The sequence below is a fragment of the Pseudomonas sp. LAMO17WK12:I1 genome, from assembly GCF_900177315.1.
GTDB classification, from domain to species: Bacteria; Pseudomonadota; Gammaproteobacteria; order Pseudomonadales; family Pseudomonadaceae; genus Aquipseudomonas; species Aquipseudomonas marginalis.
The window spans coordinates 132,489-156,758 of record NZ_FWZV01000012.1 but is presented as its reverse complement, the minus strand read 5'-3'; the positions used below and the strand labels follow the sequence as shown (position 1 = coordinate 156,758).

The 24,270-nt window shown below is 62.9% G+C and carries 22 protein-coding genes and 1 pseudogene; 12 read left to right on the top strand and 11 right to left on the bottom strand.

Translation table 11 applies throughout. The features are described from left to right. Window positions 1-457: 457 nt before the first annotated feature. Window positions 458-1,609 carry a M14 family metallopeptidase gene (locus tag B9N88_RS22795; protein WP_027606265.1) on the top strand — a complete coding sequence of 384 codons (1,152 nt, stop codon included), beginning with the start codon at window positions 458-460 and terminating at the stop codon, window positions 1,607-1,609. 18 nt (window positions 1,610-1,627) lie between these two features. Here B9N88_RS22795 and B9N88_RS22790 read toward each other — a convergent pair whose 3' ends face one another. Further along, window positions 1,628-2,167 carry a cytochrome b gene (locus B9N88_RS22790; protein WP_027606264.1) on the bottom strand — a complete coding sequence of 180 codons (540 nt, stop codon included), beginning with the start codon at window positions 2,165-2,167 and terminating at the stop codon, window positions 1,628-1,630. Further along, entirely contained in the window at window positions 2,164-3,246 is a 1,083-nt protein-coding gene (locus B9N88_RS22785) for a catalase family peroxidase (protein ID WP_027606263.1), read from the bottom strand. Before B9N88_RS22785 ends, B9N88_RS22790 begins: the two co-directional genes overlap by 4 nt. A gap of 169 nt (window positions 3,247-3,415) precedes the next feature. Between B9N88_RS22785 and B9N88_RS22780 the strand changes: the two genes are divergently transcribed. From B9N88_RS22780 to B9N88_RS22765, 4 genes are all read left to right on the top strand, one after another. Continuing rightward, a complete protein-coding gene (locus B9N88_RS22780; RefSeq protein ID WP_027606262.1) occupies window positions 3,416-3,922 on the top strand; it encodes an RNA polymerase sigma factor in 507 nt (168 codons plus the stop codon). Then, window positions 3,919-4,656: an anti-sigma factor family protein gene (locus B9N88_RS22775; RefSeq protein ID WP_027606261.1), complete on the top strand. Its 738-nt coding sequence runs from the start codon at window positions 3,919-3,921 to the stop codon at window positions 4,654-4,656. Before B9N88_RS22780 ends, B9N88_RS22775 begins: the two co-directional genes overlap by 4 nt. Before the next feature lie 62 nt (window positions 4,657-4,718). Then, the gene (zapE, locus tag B9N88_RS22770) at window positions 4,719-5,813 is read left to right on the top strand and encodes a cell division protein ZapE (protein WP_027606260.1); all 1,095 of its coding nucleotides are present in this window, start codon (window positions 4,719-4,721) and stop codon (window positions 5,811-5,813) included. Between the two features lie 39 nt (window positions 5,814-5,852). Continuing rightward, window positions 5,853-7,157 carry a protein kinase gene (locus B9N88_RS22765; protein ID WP_027606259.1) on the top strand — a complete coding sequence of 435 codons (1,305 nt, stop codon included), beginning with the start codon at window positions 5,853-5,855 and terminating at the stop codon, window positions 7,155-7,157. Between the two features lie 76 nt (window positions 7,158-7,233). Here the strand turns inward: B9N88_RS22765 and B9N88_RS22760 are convergent, their stop codons facing one another. Both B9N88_RS22760 and B9N88_RS22755 read right to left on the bottom strand, forming a co-directional pair. Continuing rightward, window positions 7,234-7,941 (bottom strand): YebC/PmpR family DNA-binding transcriptional regulator, encoded by a 708-nt coding sequence (locus tag B9N88_RS22760; protein ID WP_027606258.1) that lies wholly within the window; start codon window positions 7,939-7,941, stop codon window positions 7,234-7,236. A 98-nt stretch (window positions 7,942-8,039) separates the two neighbouring features. After that, a complete protein-coding gene (locus tag B9N88_RS22755; RefSeq protein ID WP_027606257.1) occupies window positions 8,040-8,897 on the bottom strand; it encodes a LysR substrate-binding domain-containing protein in 858 nt (285 codons plus the stop codon). 112 nt (window positions 8,898-9,009) lie between these two features. Between B9N88_RS22755 and B9N88_RS22750 the strand changes: the two genes are divergently transcribed. The 3 genes from B9N88_RS22750 (at window position 9,010) to B9N88_RS22740 (ending at window position 11,645) form a co-directional block, all read left to right on the top strand. Continuing rightward, window positions 9,010-10,119: a 2-aminoethylphosphonate--pyruvate transaminase gene (locus B9N88_RS22750; RefSeq protein WP_027606256.1), complete on the top strand. Its 1,110-nt coding sequence runs from the start codon at window positions 9,010-9,012 to the stop codon at window positions 10,117-10,119. 27 nt (window positions 10,120-10,146) lie between these two features. Beyond that, the gene (phnX, locus tag B9N88_RS22745; protein ID WP_027606255.1) at window positions 10,147-10,974 is read left to right on the top strand and encodes a phosphonoacetaldehyde hydrolase; all 828 of its coding nucleotides are present in this window, start codon (window positions 10,147-10,149) and stop codon (window positions 10,972-10,974) included. A gap of 113 nt (window positions 10,975-11,087) precedes the next feature. After that, window positions 11,088-11,645: a cytochrome b gene (locus B9N88_RS22740; protein ID WP_027606254.1), complete on the top strand. Its 558-nt coding sequence runs from the start codon at window positions 11,088-11,090 to the stop codon at window positions 11,643-11,645. On the opposite strand, the gene B9N88_RS22735 is transcribed toward B9N88_RS22740, so the two are convergent. Together B9N88_RS22735 and B9N88_RS22730 are read right to left on the bottom strand one after the other, a co-directional pair. Further along, entirely contained in the window at window positions 11,635-12,525 is an 891-nt protein-coding gene (locus tag B9N88_RS22735) for a 1-aminocyclopropane-1-carboxylate deaminase/D-cysteine desulfhydrase (RefSeq protein WP_027606253.1), read from the bottom strand. The genes B9N88_RS22740 and B9N88_RS22735 overlap by 11 nt on opposite strands. A gap of 57 nt (window positions 12,526-12,582) precedes the next feature. Continuing rightward, window positions 12,583-14,622, bottom strand: coding sequence for an NADPH-dependent 2,4-dienoyl-CoA reductase (locus B9N88_RS22730; RefSeq protein ID WP_027606252.1), 2,040 nt, complete (start codon window positions 14,620-14,622; stop codon window positions 12,583-12,585). Between the two features lie 211 nt (window positions 14,623-14,833). Here B9N88_RS22730 and B9N88_RS22725 point away from each other — a divergent pair, with 211 nt between their 5' ends. Next, complete coding sequence (locus B9N88_RS22725) at window positions 14,834-15,964, top strand: carbon-nitrogen hydrolase family protein (protein WP_027606251.1); 1,131 nt, start codon at window positions 14,834-14,836, stop codon at window positions 15,962-15,964. Between the two features lie 4 nt (window positions 15,965-15,968). Further along, window positions 15,969-17,003: an AraC family transcriptional regulator gene (locus B9N88_RS22720; RefSeq protein WP_027606250.1), complete on the top strand. Its 1,035-nt coding sequence runs from the start codon at window positions 15,969-15,971 to the stop codon at window positions 17,001-17,003. A gap of 8 nt (window positions 17,004-17,011) precedes the next feature. Here B9N88_RS22720 and B9N88_RS32420 read toward each other — a convergent pair whose 3' ends face one another. Together B9N88_RS32420 and B9N88_RS22715 are read right to left on the bottom strand one after the other, a co-directional pair. Further along, window positions 17,012-17,269 carry a hypothetical protein gene (locus B9N88_RS32420; RefSeq protein ID WP_133822091.1) on the bottom strand — a complete coding sequence of 86 codons (258 nt, stop codon included), beginning with the start codon at window positions 17,267-17,269 and terminating at the stop codon, window positions 17,012-17,014. Window positions 17,270-17,345: 76 nt separating this feature from the next. Continuing rightward, window positions 17,346-17,822, bottom strand: coding sequence for a MarR family winged helix-turn-helix transcriptional regulator (locus B9N88_RS22715; RefSeq protein ID WP_027606249.1), 477 nt, complete (start codon window positions 17,820-17,822; stop codon window positions 17,346-17,348). 145 nt (window positions 17,823-17,967) lie between these two features. Between B9N88_RS22715 and aceE the strand changes: the two are divergent. After that, window positions 17,968-20,628, top strand: a pseudogene (gene aceE / locus B9N88_RS22710) (pyruvate dehydrogenase (acetyl-transferring), homodimeric type). A 1-nt stretch (window position 20,629) separates the two neighbouring features. Here the strand turns inward: aceE and B9N88_RS22705 are convergent. Together B9N88_RS22705 and B9N88_RS22700 are read right to left on the bottom strand one after the other, a co-directional pair. Next, entirely contained in the window at window positions 20,630-21,412 is a 783-nt protein-coding gene (locus B9N88_RS22705; protein ID WP_027606248.1) for a DUF2242 domain-containing protein, read from the bottom strand. Between the two features lie 89 nt (window positions 21,413-21,501). Then, entirely contained in the window at window positions 21,502-22,398 is an 897-nt protein-coding gene (locus B9N88_RS22700; RefSeq protein WP_027606247.1) for a LysR family transcriptional regulator, read from the bottom strand. A gap of 118 nt (window positions 22,399-22,516) precedes the next feature. Here B9N88_RS22700 and B9N88_RS22695 point away from each other — a divergent pair, with 118 nt between their 5' ends. Beyond that, window positions 22,517-23,722: an MFS transporter gene (locus tag B9N88_RS22695; protein WP_027606246.1), complete on the top strand. Its 1,206-nt coding sequence runs from the start codon at window positions 22,517-22,519 to the stop codon at window positions 23,720-23,722. Here B9N88_RS22695 and B9N88_RS22690 read toward each other — a convergent pair. Then, window positions 23,669-24,193 (bottom strand): GNAT family N-acetyltransferase, encoded by a 525-nt coding sequence (locus tag B9N88_RS22690; RefSeq protein ID WP_092354596.1) that lies wholly within the window; start codon window positions 24,191-24,193, stop codon window positions 23,669-23,671. The two genes, B9N88_RS22695 and B9N88_RS22690, sit on opposite strands and share 54 nt — an antisense overlap. Between the last annotated feature and the right edge of the window lie 77 nt (window positions 24,194-24,270).

The window sequence follows — 24,270 nt, the reverse complement described above, 5'->3', positions numbered from 1 at the left end:
GAAGGAAAAATATTTCTATCCCACGGATAAAAACATTTGACTTGCAAATGATAATGATTATTATTGGACCCAGCTGATCGCGAGATCAGTCGATAGACCAAGGGACCTTAGGTCGGACTCTTGGAATATCTCCTCATCAGGCTAATCACGGTTTTTGACCCGGCTCTTTGGCCGGGTCTTTTTTTTGCCAGTTTCCCTGGCATGGCTTCAGGCTAATGAAGACTGTGTGTTGCTTGATGGCGCGCATGGTAGCAAAAGACCATCGCCAAAAGAAAGCCAGTCCAGTGCTCCAGCGCACATCTCTGCGAAATAGCGCTTGAGAATCAATCTCATAGATTCTAAGCTGCGGCGGCGTCACGGACGACGCCCCCCTCCCCCGCAACAATTTTGCATCCAGGCTTTACCAGACTCCTGTGTAATATAGCCGCCACAACACTCATATTCAGGCAACCAGACTATGACCGTGGCCTTGACCTCCATCAAGATCAGCACCGACTTCGACAGTGGCAATATCCAGGTGCTCGACGCCAGCGACGCCTACCAGTTGCTGCTGGCCATCCAGCCCGATACCCGCAGCCACCATTACCAATGGTTCCACTTCAAAGCCGAAGGCATGCACGTGGGTCACACCCATAATTTTCGCCTGAGCAACGCCGGTGGTTCTTCGTATAAGCACGCCTGGAGCGGCTACAACGCTGTCGCGTCTTATGATCACGTCAACTGGTTCCGAGTCCCTACCCGCTTCGACGGCGAGATCCTGCACATCAGCCTCGAAACCCGTGAGAAACATGCCTGGTTGGCCTACTTCGAGCCCTACAGCCGCGAACGCCACGACTGGCTGATCGACCAGGCCCTGAAGTACGCCGGCACCCAACTGCTGGCCACCGGCAAAAGTGTCGAGGGCCGCGATATCCAACTGTTGCGACGTGGCAAAGGCGGCGAAGGCCGGCGCAATGTCTGGATCATTGCCCAGCAGCACCCCGGCGAGCACATGGCCGAATGGTTCATGGAGGGCATCATCGAACGCCTGCAACAGGATGGCGATGCCGAGATGAAAAAGCTCCTGGCCGTTGCCGACCTGTACCTGGTGCCGAACATGAACCCCGACGGCGCCTTCCACGGTCACCTGCGCACCAACGCCATGGGCCAGGACCTCAATCGCGCCTGGCAAAGCGCCAGCCAGGAGATCAGCCCGGAAGTGCTGTTCGTGCAACAGCAAATGCAGCAGTACGGTGTCGACCTGTTCCTCGACATCCACGGCGACGAAGAAATCCCCTACGTGTTTACCGCTGCCTGCGAAGGCAACCCCGGCTACACCCCGCGTATCGAAGCGCTGGAAAAACGCTTCCGCAGCCATTTGAGTTCGCTGACCCGTGACTTCCAAACCACCCACGGCTACACCCGCGACTTGCCGGGCGAAGCCAATATGACCCTGGCCTGCAATGCCGTCGGCGAGCAGTACGACTGCCTGTCCCTGACCCTGGAAATGCCGTTCAAGGACAACGACGACGCCCCCAATCCGAAAACCGGTTGGTCAGGCGAACGTTCCAAACAGCTGGCCAAGGACGTCTTGAGCAGCGTGGCCGATATCGTCACGGTCCTGCGCTAACGCCCCTGGCCCCCGGCATCAGTCCTTGGTGCCGGTCATGCTCTGCAGCACACCATCGCGCCGAATCAACCCATGGAACAGCGCCGCCGCCAGGTGCAGCAGTACCGTCAGGAACAGCAGGTAGGCCAGATACCCATGGGCCTTGCGCAATAGCGCAAACAGCGGTGCATCCGCCGCCACCAGCGCCGGCAACTGCACCGAACTGCTGAGCATCACCGGGTCGCCCGCCGCCGAAATCATCGCCCAGCCCAGCAGCGGCAACACCAGCATCAACCCATACAAGACCAGATGGGACACCTTGGCTGCCAGCACCTGCCACAGCGGCAAGTCAGACGGCAACGGCGGCTGGCGGGTGGAGAAGCGCACCGCCAGGCGCACGATCACCAGCACCAGGATCGCGATCCCCAGCGGCTTGTGCAGGTGGATCAACCACTCATGCCGCTCCGACACTGACGCCGCCAGGCCTGCGCCGATAAACAACATGGCGATGACCATCAGCGCCATCAACCAGTGCAGCAGGCGCGCCAGGGGGGCAAAAAACCGCGGTTGGGCATTCATGGCTTCGACTCCGCTGGGGCACTGTGCAAGGGGCTGACTTCACCGGCACGGCGCAGGTACGAACTGGCATACGCCGCCGAACGTGCAGCCAGCAGCGGATCATTGGAGGCTTCGATGCCGCTGGGCAAAATCAACGGATCGAAATTAATGTCGCGACAATCGCCGTCGGCCTGGGGCTGGCTGCTTTGCAGCACCAGGGTGCCGGCATTCAACACCTTGTGCTCACCGCTCCAGGGTTTGCTCGCGTCCTCCAGCGGGTCGCCGGGGTTGGCCAGGGTCATGTTCAATTGCCAACGCAACGGCCCTGAGGCCAGGCGTTGCACCAGGTCTTTCTCCAGAAAGTCGGCGCCCGCTGGTGCGGTCTCCCCCGCTGCATCCTGAATCTGGGGCACTACGCCCCAGCGCACGGCCTGGCGCTTGCCCTCGGCACTCACCAGGTAAAACGCGTTGATACCGTTATAGGTTTCGGTCGCATAACTGGCCGATGGCCTGGCCGTCTTGACCCACGCCAGGAATGGCGCCGCCTCAGGGTGAGCGGCAAAAAACGCCGGCATATTCGCCGGGTTCGGCTTGCCGGTGGCCGGGTCCGGCGCGCCGGCCTTGAGCATCTGGTAGAACGCCTCGGGCGTGCCCACCGGGAACACCGGCATGCTGTTCATGCCGGTGCGCCATTGCTGGCCATTAGCCAGACTGAACTGCACGGCAAAGCTGCGGATCGGCACACTGCTATCCGGCGCATAGGGGTTGCCGCTGGGCAGGGCGAAGCGGCCGATCAATGGGGTCCTGGCCGCGCTGAATACCTGGGCGCGGGAATAGGCACGCGCCTCGGCACTGCTTTCGAAATACCCGGCCACGCACACGCCCTTGGCATGGTTACGCCGGAATCCCGGGTGCACGCCGTTGTTGGTTTCCAGGGCATTGACCAGGGTTTTCGGACGCAGGCGTTGTGGGTCGAGGCTGCCGTTGACGTAGGCAAATGCCCCGGCCATAACCGCAACCACGGCGCCAATTCCCGCGAGTCGTGCGATCAGGCTCGCCGTGCTTAACGGGGGACGTGGCGGTGATGAGTGATCTACCATGAACAGACTCCAGGGCCTGAAGGCCTTTAGGGGTAACCATAAGGTCGGAGCATTAAGACGAACGCCGATCCGCTCTATTCCCAGGCCCTGGATTTATTTTCCACGGCCGGGAATAACCGTTCACGCCGGACGTCTCTCTAGTCCCAGCGTAGTGACCAGCCAGACACCCATGCATGAACTCGACGAACCGTTACGTGAACTCATCCCCAGGCTGCGGCGTTTCGCTGTGTCCCTGACCCGTAACGCCAGCAGTGCCGACGACCTGGTGCAGGCGACCCTGGAGCGGGCGATCACCCGTTGGGCCGACAAGCGCATCGAGGGCGACCTGCGCGCCTGGCTGTTCTCGATCCTCTACCGGCAGTTCCTCGATGCCCACCGCCGCACCCGGCGCTATGCACGCATGCTGGAATTCTTTACCGGCCGCGATGACGCGCAGCCGTCGGTGGAGCGCACCGTCATCGCCCAGGCGACCCTGCAAGCCTTCGACCAACTCAACACCGAACAACGCGCACTGCTGTTGTGGGTGTCGGTGGAGGGCTTGAGCTACAAGGAAGTCGCGCAAATACTCGAGGTGCCGATCGGCACCGTGATGTCGCGCCTGTCCCGGGCGCGCCAAGCGTTGCGTCAACTCAGCGATGGCGACATCGCCAGCCCTTCCCTGCGGATACTCAAATGATCAGCCTGCCCCCCAGCGAACGCGACCTGCATGCCTACGTCGATCACCAACTCCTGGACAGTGATCGCCGTGTGCTCGAAACCTACCTGGCCGCCCACCCCGAGGTCGCGGCCCAAGTGCAGGCGTGGCAGCAGGACGCGCAATTGCTGCGCGCGTCCTTGAGCGGCGCCCTGCAACAACCGGCCAACCCGGCGCTGGACCCGGCACTGATTCGCCAGCGCCTCAAGCACCAGACGCGCCGCCGCTTTGCCACCGCCGCAGTGCTGCTGATGGCCGTCAGCCTCGGTGGCCTCGGCGGCTGGCAGGCCCGTGAAGCCACGCAACCGCCGCTGCTGCCGATGGCCGATGCGATGCAAGCGTTCCGCCTGTTTGCCCAGGAGGGCATCATGCCCGCCGACTACAACGGCCAGGACCGCGGCACGATGCAGGCGTGGCTCGACCGCTACTTCAATCAAGCCCATCGCCTGCCGGACTTGAGCCAGGCGGGCTTCACGCCCGTCAGCGGGCGACTGCTCACTACCGATCAAGGCGCCGCCGCCATGGTGCTGTACCAGGACGCACAAGGTCGACGCCTCAGCTTCTACATCCGCCCACCTGGCCCGGACAACGGTTTCCTGCCCCGTGGCGAGCGCACGGCGGATGGGTTGCAAGCGCAATACTGGTCCGGCGGCGGCTACAACTATGCGGTGGTCAGCCCGGCCGGCCAGGCGACGCCACCCCTGCAGCCGTTCTAGATTGGTCAAATCGCCATCGGCGCCCTAAAGTAAGCGACCACCGCACTACAGAGTGACTCGCATTGGCCGTGCTCCCCCTTATCCGTCGTTTGCTCGGTAAAAAAACCGACACACTGGACGACACGCCCATCCAGACGTTCTTTCAGGACAAAGCCCGGCAACAGGGTTACACCCTCAGTGCTGGCCAAGCCCAGGCCATCACCGCGATGGCGCGCCAGACCCGGCACCTGCTCGCCAGCCAGCCGACCCGCAGCCTGTACCTGCACGGCCCGGTGGGGCGCGGCAAAAGCTGGCTGCTGGACGGTTTCTTCCAGGCGCTGCCCATCGCCGAGAAACAACGGGTGCATTTCCATGAGTTTTTCGCCCGACTGCACCGCGGTATGTTCACGCACCAGGCGACGGACGATGCCTTGGCCATGACCCTGGACGAGTTGCTCGACGGCTGCCGCGTGCTGTGTTTCGACGAGTTCCACGTGCACGACATCGGCGATGCCATGCTGATTACCCGGCTGTTCAAGGCCCTGTTCCAGCGTGGCGTGTGGGTGCTGGTCACCTCCAACTATCCACCCGAAGGGCTGTTGCCCAACCCGCTGTACCACGAGCGGTTCAAGCCGGTGATCGACTTGATTGCCGCGCGTATGGACGTGCTGGAAGTCAGTTCGCCCGAGGACTTTCGCAGCCTGCCCCAGGCCCATGCCGCGCAGCGCTTCACCACCGGTTGTTACCTGTGGCCGGGCACACAGGCCCAGCGTACGGCGCTCGGCCTGCCGGTCAGCGGTGGCCCGCCGCAGACGCTGACGGTGGGCCACCGCACATTGATCTGCCGCCGGCATCAGGCCCGCACCATCGTATTCGCCTTCAACGACCTGTGCGAACAGCTGACGGCGGTGATGGACTACCTGTTGCTGTGCGAGGTGTTCGATCACTGGGTCATCGACGGCCTGCCCCGCCTGGCAGACTGCCCGATCGCCGTGCAGCAGCGGTTTATCAACCTGGTGGACGTGCTTTACGACAAGGACAAGCACCTGATCCTGATCGGCGAACAACCGCTGGCACAGGCCATGAGCGGCCAGGCCATCGACCTGGCGCGCACCGCCAGCCGCCTGAACCAATTGCGACAGGCCGACCCGCAACGGGTGCGCGACCCGGTATCATGAGCGCCATTTACGCCCCCTTGCCGAGTGACCGCGCCGTTCATGAATACCCTCGCCCAACTCAAGGCCGGCCACTTGGCCGGCATTACGCGCCTGGACCTGTCCTGCGGGCTCACCGAATTTCCTGAGGAAATCTTCGGGCTGGCCGACTCCCTGGAAATCCTCAACCTCAGCGGCAATGCCCTGAGCCGCCTGCCCGACGACCTGCACCGCCTGCCGCACCTGCGCGTGCTGTTCTGCTCGGACAACGCCTTTACCGAACTGCCGGAATGCCTGGGCCAATGCGCCAAACTGAGCATGATCGGCTTCAAGGCCAACCAGATCAGCCACGTGCCCGCCGCCGCGCTGCCGCCGTTGCTGCGCTGGCTGATCCTCACCGACAACCGCATCAGCCAGTTGCCCAGCGAGTTGGGCGAGCGGCCGCTGCTGCAGAAACTGATGCTCGCCGGGAACCAACTGACGCAGTTGCCGCAGAGCCTGGCCAACTGCAGCAACCTGGAGCTGATCCGCATTGCCTCCAACCGCCTCACGCACCTGCCCGAGTGGCTGTTGACGCTGCCGAGCCTGACGTGGCTGGCCTATGCGGGCAACCCGGTGGAAATGGCCGTGGATGTGACGGTAGACGACGCGACAGCGGCTATTCCCTGGACGGAACTGGAACTGGCCGAGGTGCTGGGCGAAGGTGCCTCGGGGGTGATTCGCAAGGCCCTGTGGACACCCACCGCCAAGCCCGTCGCCGTCAAGCTGTACAAAGGCACGATCACCAGCGACGGCTCGCCGCTGCACGAAATGCAGGCCTGCATCGCCGCCGGGTTGCACCCTAACCTGATCAAGGTGCAAGGCCGCGTGGTGGGTGCCCCCGAGGACCAGGCCGCATTGGTCATGGACCTGATCGACCCGAGCTACCGCAACCTCGCCGCCCTGCCGAGCCTGGCCTCCTGCACCCGCGACGTCTATGCCCCCGACACTCGCTTCAGCGTCGACACAGCCTTGCGCATGGCACGGGGCATCGCCTCCGTGGCGGCGCATCTGCACCGGCACGGCATCACCCATGGCGACCTGTACGGGCACAATATCCTGTGGAATGAAGCGGGCGATTGTTTGCTCGGGGACTTTGGCGCGGCGTCGTTCCATGCCAAGGCAGACACGTTGGAAACACGAGCCTTGCAACGCATTGAAGTGCGCGCGTTCGGGGTGCTGCTGGGGGAATTGCTGGAGCGGGTTGAGGCGGGGTTGTCTGACGAGGTGCTGTTGGATTTGCAGAAAAGCTGTTGCCAGCCCGACGTGTTGGCACGGCCGAGCTTCGAAGAAATCAACGCCATGCTGCAATCCATCCAACACCACTAAACAAATGTGGGAGGGGCGGTGCGACGACTCGACTGGCCCCCTCCCACATTTGGATCGCGTTTCTTCAGTTGATAAATCAGCCCGCCAGGCCGACGAACATATCCTGCACATCATCATGGTTGTCCAAACCTTCGAGGAAGGCTTCGACTTCAGCCATCTGCTCATCGGTCAAACCACTCACCGGGTTCTTCGAGATGTAGCCCAGCTTGGCCGACAGCACGGTGAACCCCTGTTCCGGCAGGGCTTTTTGCACGGCGTCCAGGTCAGTGGTCTCGGTGATGAACAGGGTGGTGCCTTCTTCTTCGCCGTCTTCAAAGTCCTGCGCACCGGCTTCGATCGCGGCCATTTCCGCATCGGCATCCGGGGTGTCCGGCGAGGCTTCGATCAGGCCGACATGGTTGAAATCCCAGGCCACGGAGCCGGAAGCACCCAGCTGCCCCTTGCGGAACGCCACGCGGATTTCCGCCACGGTGCGGTTGATGTTGTCGGTCACACACTCGACGATCAACGGCACCTGGTGCGGGGCGAACCCTTCGTAGGTCACGCGGTGGTATTGCACGGTTTCACCGAGCAGACCGGCGCCCTTCTTGATCGCGCGTTCCAGGGTTTCCTTGGGCATCGAGGCCTTTTTGGCCTGTTCCACCACCAGACGCAGGTGGGCGTTGGTCGCGGTGTCGGCACCGTTGCGGGCGGCGATGGTGATTTCTTTCACCAGCTTGCCGAAGATCTTGCCCTTGGCATTGGATGCCGCTTCTTTATGTTTGACTTTCCACTGTGCGCCCATGACTCACTCTCTTCTATACATCGCGCCGAAACGTCTACTGGCCGGCGCTTTGGGGGCAGAGTTTATAGCGCAAGAACGCATCGTTCCACCAAAAACCCTCAGGGCGCCAACTCGAAAACCGCCTGAATCAGGCGCAACGAGCGGCGCCGCTCCATGCAACCGAGCAGGTGCCGGTTGACCAGCCCCTCGCCCTCAATCGGCACCGCCTGCACCCGTGGGTCGGGGCTGACTTCCATGGACGAGACCACGCCCACCCCCAACTCAGCGGCGACGGCTTCGGTCACCGCCTCGCGGCTGTCCAGTTCCAGCAACACCTTGGGCTGCACATTCGCGGCCATGCAGGCGTCATCGAAGGTACGCCGGGTGATCGAGCTGGGCTCGCGCAGCACCATGATCACATCATTGAGTTGCTCAAGGCGGATACCCTCGGGTTGCTGCGCCCACGCATGGCTGGCCGGCACCAATGCGCACAGCCGCGACTCACTCAACGGTTGCAGGTGCAGGCCATTGCGCGGCTCCACTTCGGTGAGTACCGCCACATCGGCATGTTCGGACAACAGCGCGGCCAGGGTTTCCTGGGCATTGCCCAGGCGCAGGTTGACGGTAATCCCGGGGTAGCGCGCGCGCAGGCTGGCAATCATCGGCATCACCAGGTGCGGGCCGTCCGCCGCGACTTCCAGGCGCCCGCTCAGCAGTTGGCGGTTGGCCTCCAGCATGGTCTGGGCTTCGTCCACCAGGCCAAAGATCGCCCGTGTGATCGCCGCCAGCCGCGCGCCCTCTTCGGTCAACTCCACCCGCCGCGCGGTGCGGCGCAGCAACGGAATCTGGTAGTGCTCCTCCAAGGCCTTGATATGCCCGGTCACCGCCGGCTGGCTGATGAACAGCCGCGCGGCAGCACGGGTAAAACTGCCCTCACGGGCCACGGCGTCGAACGCGCGCAGTTGGAACAGGTTCATGGTTATCGGCCTCACTGATAGCTCGCATAACAACAAACAATTTGATTGATGACAAGCCAAACTGCAATTTAGGCGCCGTAGCTTCAACCCCGATGCCTTGCGAGGACTTGAGATGACCACTGCCGCACCGATCCTGCTGACCCCGGGCCCCCTGACCACATCGAACCGCACCCGCCAGGCCATGATGGTGGACTGGGGTTCATGGGATGACCGCTTCAACCAACTCACCGCCAGCGTCTGCGAACAATTGCTGGCGATCCTCCACGGCGAAGGCAGCCACCATTGCGTGCCGTTGCAAGGCAGCGGCACCTTTGCGGTCGAGGCGGCCATCGGCACCCTGGTACCGCGTGACGGCAAGGTGCTGGTGCTGATCAACGGCGCCTACGGCAAGCGCCTGGCCAGGATCTGCGAAGTGCTCGGCCGTGATTTCAGCACCTTTGAAACCGCCGAGGACGAGCCTGCTACCGCCGCCGATGTGGACCGCCTGCTGGCGGCAGACAGCGCCATCACCCACGTTGCGTTGATCCATTGCGAAACCAGCACCGGCATCCTCAACCCGCTGCCGCAGATCGCCGAGGTCGTCAAACACCACGGCAAGCGCCTGATCATCGACGCCATGAGCTCCTTCGGCGCCCTGCCGATCGATGCCCGCGAGGTGCCGTTCGACGCACTGATCGCCGCCTCCGGCAAGTGCCTGGAAGGCGTGCCGGGCATGGGCTTCGTCTTCGCGAACAAACAGACGCTGGCCGCCGCCCAGGGCAACTGCCATTCCCTGGCGATGGACCTGTTCGACCAGCACAGCTACATGGCCAAGACCGGTCAATGGCGCTTTACCCCGCCGACCCATGTGGTCGCCGCCCTGCACGAAGCGCTGCTGCAATACCAGGAAGAAGGCGGCCTGCCCGCGCGCCACCGACGCTATGCCGACAACTGCCAGGCCTTGCTCGACGGCATGGCCGCACTGGGCCTGCGCAGCTTCCTGCCAACGGCGATCCAGGCCCCGATCATCGTGACCTTTCATGCCCCGACAGACCCGCGCTACCAGTTCAAGGATTTCTACGAACGGGTCAAGGCCAAGGGTTTCATTCTGTACCCCGGCAAATTGACCCAGGTGGAGACGTTCCGCGTGGGCTGCATCGGCCATGTCGATACGCAAGGGATGCGCGCAGCGGTCAAGGCGATCGCCGAGGTGCTGGAAGAAATGGAAGTGTCGGACATCTGATTGCCCCTTACCCACAGGATCTGAACCATGAACTATCAAAACCCCAACACCCTCCAGGCCGTCATCCTCGACTGGGCCGGCACCGTGGTCGACTTCGGCTCTTTCGCCCCCACGCAGATTTTTGTCGAGGCCTTCGCCGAATTCGATGTGCAGGTTTCCATCGAAGAAGCCCGTGGCCCGATGGGCATGGGCAAGTGGGACCATATCCGCACCCTGTGCGACCAGCCGCAAGTCGCCGAGCGCTACCGCCAGGCATTCGGCCGCACGCCTACCGATGACGACGTGACCGCCATCTACCAGCGCTTCATGCCGTTGCAGATCGAGAAGATCGCCGAGCACTCGACACTGATCCCCGGTGCCCTCGACACCATCGGCCAGCTGCGCGGGCAAGGTATCAAGATCGGCTCCTGCTCGGGCTATCCCAAGCAAGTCATGGACAAAGTGGTCGCCCTGGCCGCCACCAACGGCTACGTCGCCGACCACGTGGTCGCCACCGACGAAGTGCCCAACGGCCGCCCATGGCCAGCCCAGGCACTCGCCAACGTGATCGCCCTGGGCATCGACGATGTGGCGGCGTGCGTCAAGGTCGACGACACCGTGCCGGGGATCCTCGAAGGCCGTCGCGCCGGGATGTGGACCGTGGCCCTGACCTGCTCCGGCAACGCCCTGGGCCTGACCTACGCGCAGTTCCGCGCCCTCGACGCCTCGACGCTGGCCAGCGAACGCACGCGTATCGAAGCGATGTTCGAAGGCTCGCGCCCCCACTACCTGATCGACACCATTACCGACCTGCCGGCCGTCATCGCCGACATCAACCAGCGCCTGGCCCGCGGTGAAATGCCGCAAAGCGACTGATAGAGGTCAAGACAACGACATCGCACCGGGCAAACCGCGCAAAACAGGCTTACAGTAAAAGGACTTCGTCGCCAAAGAACGAAGGTTCGCCCTGATGAGTGAGGAACCCAGCGATGCCGTGGAAAAATTCCGATACGCGCTACAGCACCATATCGATTGCGCTGCACTGGTTGATGGTGGTGCTGCTGGCGGTGGTCTACGCCTGCATTGAGTTACGCGGCCAGTTCCCCAAAGGCAGCGGTGCACGGACGTTGATCGTCGAGATGCACTTCATGTTCGGCCTCACCGTGTTTGTGCTGGTGTGGCTGCGCCTGTTCGCGCGCAGCCTGGGGGTTGCACCCAAGATCGTCCCCGCCCCGCCACAATGGCAAAGCCTGCTGGCCACGCTGATGCACTTCGCGCTGTACGCCTTGATGATCGGCATGCCGATTGCCGGTTGGCTGATCGTCAGTGCCGAGGGGCATTCGGTGATGTTCTATGGGATCGAGCTGCCGCCGCTGATTGCTGAAAACAAGGCGCTGGCCAAGCAGATCGAGGGCTGGCATGTGCTGTTCGGCAAGATCGGTTACTGGCTGATCGGCCTGCATGCGTTGGCGGGGATCTTTCATCATTATGTGATGCGTGATAACACGGCGTTGCGGATGATGCCGGGTAAGCGCGCTAGGCTGTAAACCCTCGGCGGCCCTGCAAGCCACCGGTATGCACGAAGATCAGGCGAGTGCCGGGCACGAAACGCCCGGCCTCGATCTGCTGCTTCAACGCCAGCAACGCCTTGCCGGTATAGAGCGGCTCCAGCGGTACACCGCAGGCCTGTTCAGTGCTCTCGATAAACTCGAGCAATAGCGGATCAACCTTCCCAAAGCCACCCCGGCTGGCGTCCAGCAATTCATAACCGCCCTGCACGAGGGCACTCACGTTCTGCGCCACGCCATGATCATCCGGTACCGCCATTGCGCCATACACCGGATGCGCGCCCGCCTCCGCCAGCGCCAACCCCGCCAACGTCGTACCGGTGCCCGCCGCCAGCCACCAGGCGTCGTAATCGGCCCAGCCCACGGTGCTCAATTGCCGGCGTGCCTGCTCGACCAAGACCCCGCAACCCAATGCCCCGGCCATCCCGCCTCCGCCTTCGGGCACGGGGTAAAGATCGGGATAGCGCTCGCGCCACGGCAGCCAGAAACCCGGCTCATGGCGCGCGCGATAACCGCCGTAGCCCAGCCAATGCAGGTGCATGCCGCAGGCTTTCAGGTCGAGGACGGTGGGGGTGTCCTGGGGATGGCCACGCAGCAGGCCGACAGTGGCGAAACCAAAACGCTTGCCCGCCGCTGCCAGCGCGTGAAGATGGTTGGAGTACGCCCCGCCAAGGCTGATGACGCCGCTGGCACCGGCCTGTCGTGCCTGGGCCAGATGTTTGGTGAGCTTGAACCACTTGTTGCCGCTGATCAGCGGGTCGATGCGGTCCAGGCGCAGCACGGCCAGTTCGACGCCGTTCAACCAATCGAGCCGCATGGCTTCAAGGGGCGTGTGGGGAAGCCAGTCAAAGGGACCCATCGGGCGGCATCTGCATGGAAAAAGGGGCGGTAGTCTAACACCACCCCTTGCGTCGTCTTACAGCTCGGCGGCGAGGCGCGAGCCTTGGTTGATCGCGCGCTTGGCATCCAGCTCGGCCGCCACATCGGCGCCGCCGATCAGGTGCACGTTCTGCCCTGCGGCGACCAGGCCGTCCTGCAGTTCGCGCAGCGGGTCTTGCCCGGCGCAGATGACAATGTTGTCCACGGCCAGCAGCTGCGGCTCACCCTCGGAGCCGATGCGGATATGCAGGCCGTCATCGTCGATCTTCAGGTACTCGACGCTGTTAAGCATCTGCACGCGCTTGTTCTTCAAGCCGGTACGGTGGATCCAGCCGGTGGTCTTGCCCAGGCCGTCGCCGACCTTGGAAGCCTTGCGTTGCAACAGGAACACGTCACGGGCCGGGGCATGGGGCTGAGGCTTGATCCCGGCCACGCCGCCACGGGCTTGCAACTGGGTGTCGATGCCCCATTCCTTCCAGAACGCTTCGCGGTCGAGGCTGGTGGACACGCCCTGGTGCACAAGGAATTCCGACACGTCAAAACCAATGCCGCCGGCGCCGATCACCGCGACGCGCTTGCCCACCGGCTTGCGCTCGAGGATCACGTCCAGGTAGCTCAGCACCTTGGGGTTTTCAATCCCCGCAATCGCCGGCGTGCGTGGCGCAATGCCCGTGGCCAGGATGATCTCGTCGTAACCGCCCGCCACCAGCTGCGCGGTGTCGACCCGGGTGTTGAGACACAGCTCGACGTGGGTGGTCTGCAACTTGCGATTGAAGTAGCGCAGGGTCTCGAAAAACTCTTCCTTGCCCGGTACGCGCTTGGCGATATTGAATTGGCCGCCGATCTCACTGGCCGAATCGAACAAGGTCACCTGGTGGCCACGCTCAGCCGCCACGGTCGCGGCAGCCAGGCCTGCGGGGCCGGCGCCGACCACGGCGATTTTCTTGATCTGCTTGACCGGCAGGTAGTTGAGTTCGGTCTCGTAGCACGCGCGTGGGTTGACCAGGCAGGTGGTCAACTTGCCGCCAAAGGTGTGGTCCAGGCAGGCCTGGTTGCAGCCGATGCAGGTGTTGATTTCATCGGCGCGGCCGGCGGCGGCCTTGTTGACGAACTCGGGGTCGGCGAGGAACGGCCGCGCCATCGAGACCATGTCGGCATCGCCTTCGGCGAGGATCTGCTCGGCAATCTCCGGTGTGTTGATGCGGTTGGTGGTGATCAGCGGGATCTGCACCGCACCGCGCAATTTGGCCGTGACTTTGCTGAACGCGCCACGGGGTACTTTGGTGGCGATGGTCGGGATACGCGCTTCGTGCCAGCCGATACCAGTGTTGATGATGGTCGCGCCGGCCTGCTCGATGGCCTTGGCCAACTGCACGATTTCTTCCCAGGTGCTGCCGCCTTCCACCAGGTCGAGCATCGACAGGCGGAAGATAATGATGAAGTTCGGGCCAACGGCTTCGCGCACCCGGCGCACGATCTCCACCGCCAGGCGCATACGGTTTTCGTAGCTGCCGCCCCAACGGTCGGTGCGGTGGTTGGTGTGGGCGGCGAGGAACTGGTTGATGAAGTAACCTTCGGAACCCATGATTTCCACGCCGTCGTACTCGGCGACCTGGGCCAGCAGCGAGCAGGTGACGAAATCCTGGATCTGCTTCTCGATGCCTTCCTCGTCCAGCTCCTTGGGCTTGAACGGGTTGATCGGCGCCTGGATCGCACTCGGCGCCACCTGTTTTGGGCTGTAGGCGTAACGGCCGGCGTGGAGGATCTGCATGCAGATCTTGCCGCCCGCCTCATGCACGGCCTGCGTGACGATCCTGTGCTTCTGCGCTTCCTCTTCGGTGGTGAGCTTGGCCGCGCCGGAATACACCCCGCCTTCATCATTCGGGCCAATGCCGCCAGTGACCATCAGGCCCACGCCGCCACGGGCGCGCTCGGCAAAGTAGGCCGCCATGCGTTCGAAACCACCGGGCTTTTCTTCCAGGCCCGTGTGCATCGAGCCCATCAGGGTGCGGTTGCGCAAGGTGGTAAAACCCAGGTCCAACGGGGCCAGCAGGTGCGGGTAGGCAGCAGCGGTCATGGTACAGCTCCACAACGGATCATCACGGGACGTGAGGGGCTCGAATGGCACCTCATCGGTTTATGTCCCACAGACTAAGAGGCGGTGGACGACGGCTCAATGACTGAAACTGACAAGTTATTGATCCAAATGCACAGCGCCCCTTGGCAAGCCGTTGCAGGGGCCCTACCCTAGTCGCGAACCCTGCACCCGGTCTGTTGTCTGTTGCCCCATGCGTAAACTTCTCGCTTTTACCGTCTCCATGGCCCTGGTTGCCGCCGTCGCCGCGTATCTGGTCTGGACCCAGGAGCGCCCTGTGGCGCATTACCTGTCGGACCTGCGCATCACCCTCGCCGTCAACGAAGGCCTGCCCGCCGATCGCGGCAACTTGCTGGGCATCCAGCCGGAGCTGTTTCCCGCCGATTACCAGAGCCTGGAACGCCTGCACCTGAAGCTCGCGGCCTATCTGCAAAAGGCCCGGGACCAGGGGTTGATCAACGAAAAAACCATCGTAGTGCTGCCTGAACATATCGGTACCTGGCTGATGTTGACCGGTGAAAAAAATGAGGTGTACCAGGCGCTGCACGTGAAGGATGCGATGAACTGGCTATCGGTCAGCAACCCGCTGCTGTTTGCCCGTGCCTGGATCAGCGCAACCGGCGATAACCGCACCGATGACGCCTACCTGCGTATGAAAGCCTCCGGCATGGCGCGGGACTACCAGGTGCTGTTCGGCGGCCTGGCCAAGGAGTTTGGCGTCACGCTGGTGGCCGGCTCCATCGCCCTGCCCAACCCCAGCGTCAGCCAGGGCCAACTGCAGGTCGGCCATGGCGCCTTGTACAACGCCAGCGTGGTGTTTGCGGCGGACGGCTTGCCCCTCGGCGATCCCCAGCGCCAGCTTTATCCGATCTACGATGAACGCGGTTTTATCGAACCCGGTGACGAAAACATCGTCAGCGTGGTCGACACCCCGGCCGGGCGCCTCGGCGTGTTGGTCGGCAGTGACAGCTGGTACCCGGACAACTATCGCAAGCTCAACGAGCAAGGTGCGCAACTGATTGCGGTGCCGGCCTTTGTGCTCGGTCGCGATACCTGGGATCGACCATGGCGCGGCTTCAAGAGCGTGTCCACGCCACCGGAAATCAGCCTCAAGCCTGAAGAGCTCAGCGAAGGTGAGGCCTGGCGACGCCTCACCCTGATCAGCCAACAACCCGTCAGCCAGGCAACCGCGGGCATGAGCGTATTCCTGCGTGGGCAGTTCTGGGACCTGGGCACGGCCGGGCACAGTTTTCTCAGCAGCAACGGGCAGATCAGCGCCGACGGCGACGCCCGTGGCGCGCGCCTGCTGAATATCTGGCTGTAGCCCCGTGAAGCCGGTGCGACTGGGTGATTTGTCGGTGGGCTTCGTGCACACCCTGGCCGACGCGATCCACAGCCACGGCCTCGACCCGCAACCGCTGCTGCTGCAATACGGCCTCGACCCCGCGCGCCTCGCCGAAGCGGGTGCACGCTTGTCGATCCCGCGTTATATGCGCCTGGGCCATGGGGCCATCCAACTCACCGGCGACCCCGGCCTGGGCCTGCGCATGGGCCAGCTCAGCCGCCTGAGCCAGGCCGGGCTGGCCGGGGTCACCGCCGCCCAGGCGCCCAATGTGCGCGAGGCAGCGCGCACCCTGACCCGCTTCGAGGCGCTGTACGGCTCCAACTATCGCGGGCAATCGAGTTTCCACGAGGACGCCGAAGGCGCCTGGCTGCGGTTCTATTCCATCAGCCCCTATAACGCCTACAACCGCTTCGTGGTGGACTCGATCATCGCCGGCTGGCTGCAGCAACTCTCGAGCCTGGCCCAGCAAACGGTACAGGCGCAACGGATTGAAATCGAATTTGCAGCGCCGGACTACAGCGAACAGTACGCGCTGCTGGGCGATGGCCCGATCCAGTTCGGCGCCGACGCCAATCAACTGCGCCTGAGCCAGCAAACCCTGGCCCTGCGCAACCCGCAGCATTGTCCGAGTACCTGGCACCTGTTGCTGCAACTGTGTGAACGGGAACTGGAGCAGTTGACCCGCACCCGCAGCCTGCGCGAGCGCATTACCCGCTTGCTCGGGCCGATGCTCAATGGCGGCCGGGAACCCGACCTGGAAGAAGTGGCGGCGCGCTTGAAGCTGCCGACCTGGACACTGCGCCGCAAACTGGCCGAAGAAGGCACACAGTTTCGCGCGATTCTCAACGATACCCGCCGCGACCTGGCCATGACCTACATTCGCGATACGGAACTGGCATTCGGCGAAATCGCGTACTTGCTCGGTTTTGCCTCAGCCCAGGCGTTTCAACGGGCGTTCAGGCGATGGAACAACCAGACCCCAGGGGAATTTCGCCGCAGTCAGCGGCATTCCGCCTGAAGTCGGTCTTACAGCTCGGTGGCGTCATCGGCCGGATCCAGAGGATCCAGTTCAAAGGCCTGGTACTCCAGCAGTTCTTCCTGGTATTCGTCCATGGTGGGCTCCTTGTTTTGAATTAAAAGCGGCTGCAGATAAATGACCTGCACAGCCAGCCTAAAGTGCCGTGATGACGAAAAAATGTCGACGTCATGACGTTCCTGCACTCCAGGATTAAACGTAGCAGCGTTGTACGAATTTAGCACCGGGGTTTTGAGGCGCGATTGCAATCAGGGATGCACGGAAATGGACGGGAATGCATTCCAATGTGGGAGGGGGCTTGCCCCCTCCCACATGGGGTCTGCATCAAGTTTCAGACTTGCGTCGACCACGGGTTTGAACACCCGCCTCCACCGCCATCCCGGCGGTACGCTCCAACGCCTCGGCAAACGCCTGACGCTGCTGCGGTTCGATCTGCGACAGGAACAACTCGTCCACCGTACTTTCGTAGATCTTCCACATTTTTTTACGCAACGCCCGGCCGGCATCGGTGATAGATGCAAAGGCCGCGCGGCCATCGCCGTCGGAGCGTGAACGCAGCACCAGGCCGTCCTTTTCCAGGCGGTCTACCAGGCGCGTGAGGTTATAGCGCTCGATGGCCAGCACATCGGCCAATTCGTGCATGCGGCGGGTGCCTTCGGGGCCGCTTTCAAGGCCCCACAGTGCGTCGTACCAGGCGTAAGGCGGCAAGTCGGCGGCCGCCAGGCGGCGCTCGATTTCGCGGATGACGGTTCTGTGGGCCCTGACAAAACGGAACCATACATCAGGCTCTTTCGACGACATGCAACACCATCCGGCGGATTTCAAGAAGGTTGCAATAGTAGCTCATCCCGCGCTAGATTCGACCATGTAGTTGCAATTGCAACAACTTTGGCGACACTCCCACAAGGAGCCCGCCACTTGAAATCCGCCGACCCTGGAGCCTCACATGACCCCGAATAACGAAGTCAGACGCGACGTCGATCCACAGGAAACCCGCGAGTGGCTGGAGTCCATCGAATCGGTGCTGTCCACCGAAGGCCGCCCGCGCGCCCATTACCTGATCGATCAGTTGCTGGATTTCGACGTGGCGCGGCATGGTGACTTCTACGGGCGGGTGACCACGCCTTACGTCAACACCATCCCGGTGGAACGCCAGTTGCCCTACCCCGGCAACCTGGTCATCGAACGCCGTATCAACGCGTTTATCCGCTGGAACGCCATGGCCATGGTATTGCGTGCAGGTAAACACTCCGGTGTGGGTGGGCATATCGCCACTTATGCGTCAGCCGCTGTGCTGTACGACGTAGGTTTCGACCACTTCTTCCGTGGCCGCACCGACAACTTCGACGGCGACCTGGTGTACATCCAGGGCCACTCCTCCCCAGGCATCTAAGGCCGTGCCTACCTCGAAGGCCGCATCAGCGAAGCACACCTGGATAACTTCCGCCGCGAAGCCGGTGGCGAGGGCATTTCGTCCTACCCCCACCCACGGCTGATGCCGGACTTCTGGCAATTCCCCACCGTGTCCATGGGCCTCGGGCCGATCACGGCAGCCTACCAGGCGCGCTTTATGCGCTACCTGGAGTTTCGTGACCTCAAGCAACACCAGGGCCGCAAGGTCTGGGCATTCCTCGGTGATGGCGAAATGGACCAACCGGAATCCCTGGCCGCCATTTCCCTGGCCGGACGCGAGAAACTCGACAACCTGATCTTCGTGGTCAACTGCAACCTGCAACGTCTGGACGGCCCGGTACGCGGCAATGCCAAGGTGATCCAGGAGTTCGAAAGCCTGTACCGCGCCGCCGGCTGGAATGTGATCAAAGTGATCTGGGGCGGTGGCTGGGATGCACTGCTGGAAAAAGACACCAGTGGCCTGCTGCGCCAGCGCATGATGGAGTGCGTGGACGGCGACTACCAGAACTACAAATCCCAGAACGGCGCCTACGTGCGCGAACATTTCTTCGGCAAATACCCGGAGTTGCTGGCACTGGTTGCAGACCTGTCCGACGACGATATCTGGAAACTCTCACGGGGCGGCCATGACCCGGACAAGGTCTACAACGCCTATGCCGCCGCCGTGCGCCACAGCGGCCAACCGACGGTGATCCTGGCAAAGACCGTCAAGGGCTTTGGCATGGGCGAAGCCGGCGAAGGCCAGAACATCAATCACCAACTGAAAAAGATGGGCGCCGATGCCGTCAAAGCCTTCCGCGACCGCTTCGGCCTGGAAGTGCCCGATGAGCAACTCGCTGAAATTCCGTACCTCAAGCCCACCGCCGACAGCGAAGAAGCCCGTTACTTCGCCGCGCGTCGCCAGGCCCTGGGCGGCTATGTGCCCGCGCGCCACACGGCGGTCGAACCGTTGCAGATCCCCGAACTGAGCGCCTTCGCCACTCAGCTCAAGGACACCGGCGAGCGCGCGATATCAACCACCATGGCCTTCGTGCGCATCCTCGGTACGCTGCTGAAAGACCCGCACCTGGGCAAGCTGATCGTGCCCATCGTGCCGGACGAATCACGCACCTTCGGCATGGAAAGCCTGTTCCGACAGATCGGCATCCACTCCGCCGTCGGCCAGCTCTATACCCCACAGGACTCCGGGCAACTGAGCTATTACAAGGAGAGCAAGGACGGACAGATCATGCAGGAAGGCCTGAATGAGTCCGGCGCCATTTCCTCGTGGATCGCAGCAAGTACGTCCTACAGCAACCACGGCCTGATGACCGTGCCGTTCTATATCTTCTATTCGATGTTCGGCTTCCAGCGCGTCGGCGACCTGGCCTGGGCGGCGGGCGATGCACGGGCGCGTGGTTTCCTGCTGGGTGCCACGGCCGGGCGCACCACGCTGATGGGCGAAGGCCTGCAGCATGACGATGGCCATAGCCATATCCTGTCGTCGGTGATTCCGTGCTGCGTGTCCTATGACCCGACCTTTGCCTACGAACTGGCGGTGATTATTCGCGAGGGCATGCGGCGTATGTATGTCGAACAGGAGGATATTTACTACTACATCACCCTGCTCAACGAAAACTACCCGCACCCGGCGATGCCCGAAGGTGTGGAGGATGGCATTGTTAAAGGCATGTACCGCCTGAGCGGCAGCCAGCACGCCAAGGTGCAACTGATGGGCAGCGGGTCGATCCTGCGCGAAGTGATCGCAGCCGCCGACCTGCTCGCCAACGACTTTGCCGTGCAATGCGACGTTTGGAGCGTGACGAGCCTGACCGAGTTGCGCCGTGACGGACACGCGGTGGAGCGCTGGAACCTGTTGCACCCCGAGCGTGAGCCGCGCGCGAGCTACGTCGAGCGATGCCTGGCCGGGCAAACGGGACCGGTGGTGGTGGCGACGGATTACGTGAAACTGTTCGCCGATCAGATCCGTCCGTTCGTGCCGGGCCGACGCTTTGTCGCACTGGGCACTGATGGCTTCGGGCAATCAGACACTCGGGAAGCCTTGCGCGCGTTCTTTGAGGTGGATCGCCACTTCATCGCCCTGGCTGCCCTGAAGGCACTGGCGGATGACGGCGTGATCGGTCGCGACAAGGTCAGTGAAGCGATCAAGCGCTACGGGATCAACGTCGACAAGGCTGACCCCGTAGCGGTTTGATTTACTGCGCAGGCGTCGGCAGCGGCGGAATCGCTTCTGTCGGCGGCGGCAGGTCCGGCGTGGTGGCAGCGGGTGCGGGTTCGGCCTGCGGCGCAATCGGTGCAGCCTCAGGCGCGGGCACAACCGGCTCCGAGGCAGCCGGTGCGGCAGGCTCTTCCTTCGGCGCCTCGACTTTCTCTGCAGCCGGTGCGGCCTTCGGCTCCGGCACACCCAGATCGGCCTTGGGCTGCTCGGGGATATGCTCGGCCTTCTTCACTTCCTGTGGCAGGAACACATCCACCAACGCAAAGTAACGGTCGTAGAACTTCGGCGCGGACACCGTCTCACTGGCCACCTTCACCATCGAGTCATCGGTAGAGCCGATCGGCATCGACACCGACCCCAGCACGCCCACACCCAGGCTTGCGGAGTTGTTGACCTTCTTCAGCGCATAGCGATCCTGCAGGGCATTGGCGAACATCGTCGAGTGGTTCTTGCCTTTGCCATCATCGGCGCAGACCACGTTGAAGCTGATCTGCAGGTGCGTTTCGCCGGTCTGCTGGAAGCTCTTGTTACCCACGACCAGTTTCGGATCGCTGCTGGTGATGATGTAGCCCTGGCTCAGCAAGGCGCGCCGCGCGGCCTCGCACGCCGCTACATCGGTAACCGGATAATCCCGGGAAAATGTACCGGAGTCGTCGAAGTTTTCATGTTCATAAATAGCGGTCTTGGGTGACGAGCAGCCCGCGGCGCCCGCCAGCACCAGCGCCAGCCCGAGGCTACGCAAGTGGAATGATGTCGACATTGATATTCCTGAGGAAAACGGTCTGGGCGGTATTGTGCAACAGAACGAGGCCTTGGCGCGCACATTCCTGTCGGTAAAACGTCACAGGGTTACGCACCGGGGCCTGCTGGGAAAAGCCCGGCGCACATATGGTCAATAAACACACGGAGCTTGGCCGAGGTATGGCGACCGGGCCACAATATCCAGAAATTGCCCCGATGCTCCAGGTATTCATCCAGCACCCGTTGCAAGCGCCCTTCGTCAACGGCCTGGTTGACCATGTAGTCCGGCAGGCAGGCAATGCCCAACCCCTCGAGCACCACATGCTTGAGGGACTCGATGGTGGTGCTGACCAACGGCGTACGCAACAGCGGTTCCGCAGCCCCCGGGGCAAGGCGCAACGGCCAGGGCTCGAGCTTGCCCGTGGCGCAGAACTTGTGGCGCAGGCAGGCGTGACCATTGAGGTCCTGTGGTTGCTGCGGCGTGCCGTGTTGGGCGAAGTAGCCCGGTGTGGCGACGAGTACCAACTGGTAGTGGCCCAGGTGGCGGGCCATCAAGCGTGAATCTTCCGGCTTGCCGGTGCGAATCACTGCATCGAAACCTTCCTCGATCACGTCCACCATGCGGTCGGAAAAATCCACGTCCAGCTCGATCTCCGGGTAGGCGCGCATAAAGTCACTGAGCACCGGCATCAACAAGCCGCGCACCTGCGGCACACTGATGCGCAACTTGCCCCGTGGCGTTGCAGCGGCGTCCGTCAGTTCCTGCTCGGCCGCTTCCACCTCAGCGAGAATCCGCCGCGAGCGCTCAAGGAACAGCGCACCTTCACTGGTCAAGGTGATACTGCGCGTGCTGCGGTGAAACAGCCGCACGCCCAGGCGCTCTTCCATCCGCGCAATGCTTTTGCCCACGGCCGACGACGACACCCCCAGCACGCGGCCGGCGGCGGTGAAGCTGAGCGTCTGCGCCACCTGCACAAATACCGACAGGCTGCCCAAGCTGTCCATGATCTGCCTCCAGCAATTACGGACACCGGCGTCCGATAAGTTCGGAACCTTAGCCTGTTTTTCCGCCAGTCGCAGCCCCCTACTCTGCCTGCTTGCCCTTTTACCTGGATAAAACGTCATGAGCAGCTGCCCTCCACTCACCGCATCAGCCCAGCGGGACTCCTTACCCCTGGGCGGTCTACTGGCCCTGGCCAGCGCCGGCTTTATCACCATCCTCACCGAAGCCATGCCCGCCGGGCTTCTGCCGCAGATGGGCGAAGGCCTGGGCGTGTCACCCGCCCTGGTCGGCCAATTGGTTACCCTCTACGCCCTTGGCTCCCTGCTGGCAGCCATCCCGCTGACGCTGCTGACCCGCGGCTGGCGCAGGCGGCCCTTGCTGCTGCTGGCCATTGGCGGGTTTGCCTTGGTCAACAGCGTAACCGCGCTGTCCAGCCATTACGGGCTGACCCTGGTGGCACGCTTTTTTGCCGGGGTCTTCGCCGGGTTGCTGTGGGCGCTGCTGGCGGGGTATGCGAGCCGAATGGTGGCGCCACACCTGCAAGGTCGCGCCATTGCCGTGGCGATGCTGGGTGCACCGCTGGCACTGTCGCTGGGTGTACCCGCGGGTACCTTCCTCGGCACCGCCGTTGGCTGGCGCTTGAGCTTTGCGATCATGACCGGGCTGACCCTGGTACTGCTCGCCTGGGCACGCTGGCAACTGCCGGACTTTGCCGGCGAACGGGCGGATAAACGCCTGGGGCTGCGCGAGGTGCTGAACCTGCCGGGCGTTCGTCCGGTGCTATGGGTGACGTTTACCTACGTGCTGGCCCATAACATTCTGTACACCTACATCGCCCCGTTGCTGGTGCCCGCCGGGGTTGAGGCAGACGTTGACCGAGTGCTGCTGGTGTTCGGCCTCTCGGCGGTGCTGAGCATCTGGCTAGCAGGTGTATTGATTGACCGGTGGCTGCGCGCTTTGCTGCTGACCAGCTGTGCGCTGTTTGGCCTGATCGCCCTGGCGCTGGCGTTGTGGATCAATGTGCCGGCAGTCATCTATATCGCCGTGGCGTTATGGGGCCTGGCGTTCGGCGGTTTGCCGGCATTGCTGCAAACCGCACTGGCCCAATCGGCGGGCAAGTCGGCGGATGCCGCACAATCCATGCTGGTGACCGTGTGGAACCTGGGGATAGCCGGTGGCGGCCTGGCGGGTGGTGTATTGCTTCAAGGTTGGGGCGCCACGGCCTTTCCTTGGGCGGTTGTGCTTCTGATGCTGCTGGCCTGGGCCGGTGCATCACAGACGGCGCCCCAGCAGTTGGCCCGGCCACCCCGCCAAGTCGAACGTTGAAATGCGCTGGTAACCACAGGACTCATAAAAACGCACCAGATCCCCTGTCCCGCCGCCGTAGCAGTCCACACGCAAGCCCGTGACTCCTGCTGCGCGGGCCTGGTCATCGGCAAAGGCCATCATGCGCCGGCCAAGGCCGCGAACACTCGGGTCACGCGCGGCAATCAACAGGCGCACATACACCTCGGGCTCAGTCGCCGACGGTACATATGGCATGGGATCGCCCAACACCAGCGCTCCTCGGAGATGCCCCTCGGGGTCCTCGACAACCCAGGCCCCGGGCAACGCGCAGGCTTCAGCCACTTGCGCGACCCGCCGGGGCGACGCCGACCAGGGCTCGGTGCCCCACTGATGGGTATTGCCCCTGCCAACGAACCAGGCGATCACCTCGTCGAACACCTGCAGCACAGCAGGAACATCCGCCACGCTGGCGCGGCGGATCAGCAAGCCATCCATTCCTTGAATCAACACGCTTGGAACTCCTGGGTCGACGATACCGAGTACCCAGTCTAGCGCACATAAAAAAGCCCCCGGTCTTTTCAGGCCGG